The sequence below is a fragment of the Streptomyces alkaliterrae genome, from assembly GCF_007097205.2.
In the GTDB taxonomy this organism is placed as follows: Bacteria; Actinomycetota; Actinomycetes; order Streptomycetales; family Streptomycetaceae; genus Streptomyces; species Streptomyces alkaliterrae.
The window spans coordinates 1-5038 of the sequence record NZ_VJYK02000363.1 but is presented as its reverse complement, the minus strand read 5'-3'; the positions used below and the strand labels follow the sequence as shown (position 1 = coordinate 5038).

Below are 5038 nucleotides of genomic sequence, written 5' to 3'. Positions count from 1 at the left end.
CTCCACCCCGGCCCGCGGCCCCCGGGCCCGCGTCCGGCGTACGCGCCGCCCGCCCGGACCCATAGGATTGGGCAGCGAAGCCGGAACACCCCCGGACAACACGCCTTGAAACCCTAAGGAACGCCGCATGCCTGGCATCACGCGCGAGGAGGTCGCTCACCTCGCCCGGCTGGCCCGCCTGGAGCTGAAGGACGAGGAGCTGGACCACTTCGCCGGACAGCTCGACCAGATCATCGGAGCGGTCGCCGCCGTCTCCGAGGTCGCCGGCGAGGACGTACCGCCGACCTCCCACCCGCTGCCGCTGACCAACGTCATGCGCCCGGACGAGGTCCGTCCGAGCCTGACCCCGCAGCAGGCGCTCTCCGGCGCGCCCGCGCAGGAGCAGCAGCGTTTCAAGGTGCCCCAGATCCTGGGTGAGGAGTGACCGGCATGACCGACCTGACAAGGCTCACCGCCGCCGAGACGGCCGAGCGCATCAAGAGCGGTGAGGTCACCGCCGTCGAGGTGACCGAGGCCCACCTGGCCCGGATCAACGCCGTCGACGAGAAGGTGAACGCCTTCCTGCACGTGGACCGCCAGGGCGCGTTGGAGGCCGCGCGCGCGGTCGACGCCAAGCGCGCCGCGGGCGAGAAGCTGGGCCCGCTGGCCGGCGTGCCGCTGGCGCTGAAGGACATCTTCACCACCGAGGGCGTGCCGACCACCGTCGGCTCGAAGATCCTCGAAGGCTGGATCCCCCCGTACGACGCCACGCTCACGAAGCGGCTCAAGGCCGCCGACGTGGTGATCCTCGGCAAGACCAACATGGACGAGTTCGCGATGGGCTCCTCCACCGAGAACAGCGCCTACGGCCCGACCGGCAACCCGTGGGACGTCACCCGCATCCCCGGCGGCTCCGGCGGCGGTTCCGCCGCGGCTCTCGCCTCCTTCCAGGCGCCGCTGGCGATCGGCACCGACACCGGCGGTTCCATCCGCCAGCCCGCCGCCGTCACCGCGACGGTCGGTGTGAAGCCGACCTACGGCGCCGTGTCCCGCTACGGCATGGTCGCCTTCTCCTCCTCGCTGGACCAGGGCGGCCCGTGCGCCCGCACGGTGCTCGACGCCGCGCTGCTCCACGAGGTGATCGCCGGCCACGACCCGCTGGACTCCACCTCGATCGACGCGCCGGTCCCGCCGGTCGTCGAGGCGGCGCGCAGCGGAGACGTGCGCGGGATGCGGGTGGGCGTCGTCCGGGAGTTCTCCGGCGAGGGCTACCAGGCCGGCGTGATGCAGCGCTTCGAGGAGTCGGTGGAACTGCTGCGCGAGCTCGGCGCCGAGGTCGTGGAGCTGTCCTGCCCGTCCTTCACCAAGGCGCTCGCCGCCTACTACCTCATCGCGCCCAGCGAGTGCTCCTCCAACCTCGCCCGCTTCGACGCCATGCGCTACGGCCTGCGGGTCGGCGACGACGGCACGCACTCGGCGGAGGAGGTCACCGCGCTGACCCGGGAGGCCGGCTTCGGCGACGAGGTCAAGCGCCGCATCATGCTCGGGACCTACGCGCTCAGCTCGGGCTACTACGACGCCTACTACGGCTCGGCGCAGAAGGTCCGGACGCTCATCAGCCGCGACTTCGAGCGGGCCTTCGGCGAGGTCGACGTCATCGTCTCGCCGACGACGCCCACCACCGCCTTCCCGATCGGCGAGCGGGCGGACGACCCGATGGCGATGTACCTCGCCGACCTGTGCACCATCCCGTCCAACCTGGCGGGCAACTCCGCCATGTCGCTGCCCTGCGGGCTGGCGCCGGAGGACGGGCTCCCGGTGGGGCTCCAGATCATCGCCCCCGCCATGGCCGACGAACGGCTCTACCGTGTCGGGTCCGCCGTCGAGGCGGCCCTCCAGGCACGGTGGGGACACCCGCTGCTTGAGGAGGCACCGTCGCTGTGAGCAAGCTCGAGAAGGCCAAGGGCTTCAAGAAGTCCAAGGCCGGCACCTACCTGTCCATCGGCACCACGCTGTTCGGCGCCGTGAGCGTCGTCAAGCAGGCCAAGAAGGCACGCTTCGAGCAGGACCGGCTCCAGCTCGTCGACGCCGTCGTCTCCGCCGCCGCCATCGCCACCGGTGTCGCGCTGCTCGTCCGCGAGCTGCGCAGGATGAACGTCGACGACGTCCTCGCGGACGACTGACGCGGACGAGCGAGCAATGCGAAAGGCAAACTTCCGTGACTGTCACTGACCTGGTGTCGTACGAGGACGTCCTGGCGTCCTACGAGCCGGTGATGGGCCTTGAGGTCCATGTCGAACTCGGCACCAAGACCAAGATGTTCTGCGGCTGTTCGACGACGCTCGGCGCCGAGCCGAACACCCAGACCTGCCCCACCTGCCTGGGGCTCCCCGGCTCGCTCCCGGTGGTCAACGCGACCGCCGTGGAGTCCGCGATCAAGATCGGCCTCGCGCTGAACTGCGAGATCGCGCAGTGGTGCCGCTTCGCCCGGAAGAACTACTTCTATCCGGACATGCCGAAGAACTTCCAGACCTCCCAGTACGACGAGCCGATCGCCTTCGACGGCTACCTCGACGTGCAGCTGGAGGACGGCGAGGTCTTCCGCGTGGAGATCGAGCGCGCCCACATGGAGGAGGACACCGGCAAGTCGACGCACATCGGCGGCGCCACCGGCCGCATCCACGGCGCGTCGCACTCGCTGCTGGACTACAACCGCGCCGGCATCCCGCTGATCGAGATCGTCACCAAGCCGATCACCGGTGCCGGTGCGCGCGCGCCCGAGGTGGCCCGCGCCTACGTCGCCGAACTCCGCGAGCTGATCCGTGCGCTGGACGTCTCCGAGGCCCGGATGGAGATGGGCCAGATGCGGTGCGACGTCAACCTGTCGCTGATGCCGCACGGCTCGGAGAAGTTCGGCACCCGCAGCGAGACCAAGAACGTCAACTCGCTGCGCAGCGTCGAGCGGGCCACCCGCTTCGAGATGCAGCGCCACGCCGGAGTGCTGAACGACGGCGGCGTGATCGTCCAGGAGACCCGCCACTTCCACGAGGACGACGGGTCCACCACCTCGGGCCGGGTCAAGGAGGAGGCGGAGGACTACCGCTACTTCCCCGAGCCCGACCTGGTGCCGGTCGCCCCCGCCCGCGAGTGGGTCGAGGAGCTGCGCGCCGGCCTGCCGGAACTGCCCCGGCTGCGCCGCAACCGGCTGCGCGAGGAGTGGGGCATCTCGCAGCACGAGATGCAGTCCGTGCTCAACGCCGGCGCCCTCGACCTCATCGTCGCCACCATCGACGCCGGCGCCCCCGCCGACCAGGCCCGCAAGTGGTGGATGGGCGAGCTCGCCCGCCGGGCCAACGAGGAGGGTGCCGACCTGGCGTCGCTGCCCATCACCCCCGAGCAGGTCGCCCGGGTGTGCGCGCTGGTCGCCGAGGGTTCGCTCAACGACAAGCTGGCGCGGCAGACGATCGAGGGCGTGCTGGCCGGTGAGGGTTCGCCGGACGAGGTCGTCGACAAGCGCGGTCTGAAGGTCGTCTCCGACGACGGCGCGCTCGGCGCGGCCGTCGACGAGGCCATCGCCGCCAACGCGGCCGTCGCGGACAAGATCCGCGGCGGCAAGGTCGCGGCGGCCGGTGCGCTGGTCGGCGCGGTGATGAAGGCCACCCGCGGCCAGGCGGACGCCGCCCGCGTCCGGGAGCTGATCCTGGAGAAGCTGGGCGTGCAGGGCTGACCCCCGCCGCAGGCGGACAGAACGCCGGGTGGTCGACTCAGCGGGGGTCGTCGCCGGACGCCTCGGCGTCGTCGACCGGCAGACCGTCCTCGTCCACCAGCCGGACGCGCGGCGGAAGCACGGCCTCCTGGCCGGGCAGCGTGATGAGGATCTGACCGGAGTCCAGGTCCACCGGGCCGCTGGCCGGGTCGGCGCAGCCCTCCTCGTAGCGGGTGTGCTCCAGCCGCTGCTTCTCGTCCTCGGCGTGCTGCGCGCCCGGGTTGAAGAGCTCGTTCACCAATCCGAACATCGTGCTTCTCCTTACCCCGTCCGGCGCGCGGACGGCCGTCAGCGCACCTTCAGTTTCAGAATACGGTCATCTTTGTCGTCCGGGTCGCCGCGACCGTCGGTGTTGCTCGTCACCAGCCACAGCCCGTCGGCGCCGTCGGAGACCACCGTGCGCAGCCGCCCCAGCTCGCCCTCCAGGAAAGCCTGGGGCTCGGCAAGCGGCTCCGCTCCGTCCAGTGGCACACGCCACAGCCGCTCACCGCGCAGCCCGGCCATCCACAGCGAGCCGCGCGCGTACGCCAGCCCGCTGGGGGAGGCCTCCTCGGGCTTCCACTGGACGACCGGGTCGACGTAGCCCTCCTCGCCGGCCTTGCCCTCCGCGTGCGGCCAGCCGTAGTTCCGGCCGGACTTCACCAGGTTGAGCTCGTCCCAGGTGTTCTGCCCGAACTCCGAGGCCCACAGCCGCTTCTGCGTGTCGAAGGCCAGGCCCTGGACGTTGCGGTGGCCGCTGGAGAACACCACCGAGTCGTCCTCGGCGTTGCCGTCCTCGGGCGGGCTGCCGTCCGGCCGCATCCGCAGGATCTTGCCGGCGGGGGAGTCCTCGTCCTGGGCGAGGCCGGGGCGGGCCGCGTCGCCCGTGCCGACGTAGAGCATGCCGTCCGGGCCGAAGGCGATCCGGCCGCCGTTGTGGTTGCCCGCCTTCGGCAGGCCGGTGAAGACGGTGCTCGGCGCGCCGAGCTGCCGGCCCTCGGGCTTGTCCGGGTTGTAGAGCATGCGCACGATCCGGTTGTCGGAGGCGCTGGTGAAGTAGGCGTAGAGATGGTTGTCGCGGCCGTCGGTGTCGTTCAGCGCGATGCCCAGCAGACCGCCCTCACCGCCCGGTGCCACCCCGGGCACCTCACCGACCTCGGTCTTGCCGCCGTCCTCGCCGGAGATCCGCAGGATCCTGCCGGTGTCCCGGGAGGAGACCAGCAGATCGCCGTCGTCCAGCGGGGCCAGCCCCCAGGGGGAGTCCAGGCCGGTGGCGACCGTGTCGACGACCTCCACCGAGCCGCGGGCCGGCGG

The 5038-nt window shown here is 71.4% G+C and carries 6 protein-coding genes; 4 read left to right on the top strand and 2 right to left on the bottom strand.

The genetic code is table 11. The features are described from left to right. Positions 1 to 127 precede the first annotated feature (127 nt). From gatC to gatB, 4 genes are read left to right on the top strand one after another with little or no spacing between them, the layout of a single operon-like run. On the top strand, positions 128 to 424 hold the full coding sequence (gatC, locus tag FNX44_RS23750; RefSeq protein WP_143650926.1) for an Asp-tRNA(Asn)/Glu-tRNA(Gln) amidotransferase subunit GatC: 297 nt from the start codon (positions 128 to 130) through the stop codon (positions 422 to 424). A 5-nt stretch (positions 425 to 429) separates the two neighbouring features. Then, complete coding sequence (gatA, locus tag FNX44_RS23745) at positions 430 to 1923, top strand: Asp-tRNA(Asn)/Glu-tRNA(Gln) amidotransferase subunit GatA (protein ID WP_143650924.1); 1494 nt, start codon at positions 430 to 432, stop codon at positions 1921 to 1923. Next, entirely contained in the window at positions 1920 to 2162 is a 243-nt protein-coding gene (locus FNX44_RS23740) for a hypothetical protein (protein ID WP_143650922.1), read from the top strand. The genes gatA and FNX44_RS23740 overlap by 4 nt, the downstream gene beginning before the upstream one ends. A 35-nt stretch (positions 2163 to 2197) precedes the next feature. Then, positions 2198 to 3706, top strand: a complete 1509-nt coding sequence (gatB, locus tag FNX44_RS23735; RefSeq protein ID WP_143650921.1) for an Asp-tRNA(Asn)/Glu-tRNA(Gln) amidotransferase subunit GatB — start codon at positions 2198 to 2200, stop codon at positions 3704 to 3706. 37 nt (positions 3707 to 3743) lie between these two features. Here the strand turns inward: gatB and FNX44_RS23730 are convergent, their stop codons facing one another. Beyond that, positions 3744 to 3995: a DUF6191 domain-containing protein gene (locus tag FNX44_RS23730; RefSeq protein ID WP_143650919.1), complete on the bottom strand. Its 252-nt coding sequence runs from the start codon at positions 3993 to 3995 to the stop codon at positions 3744 to 3746. A 38-nt stretch (positions 3996 to 4033) separates the two neighbouring features. Further along, positions 4034 to 5038: PQQ-dependent sugar dehydrogenase (locus tag FNX44_RS23725; RefSeq protein ID WP_143650917.1), on the bottom strand; the 1005-nt coding region annotated here is incomplete at its 5' end.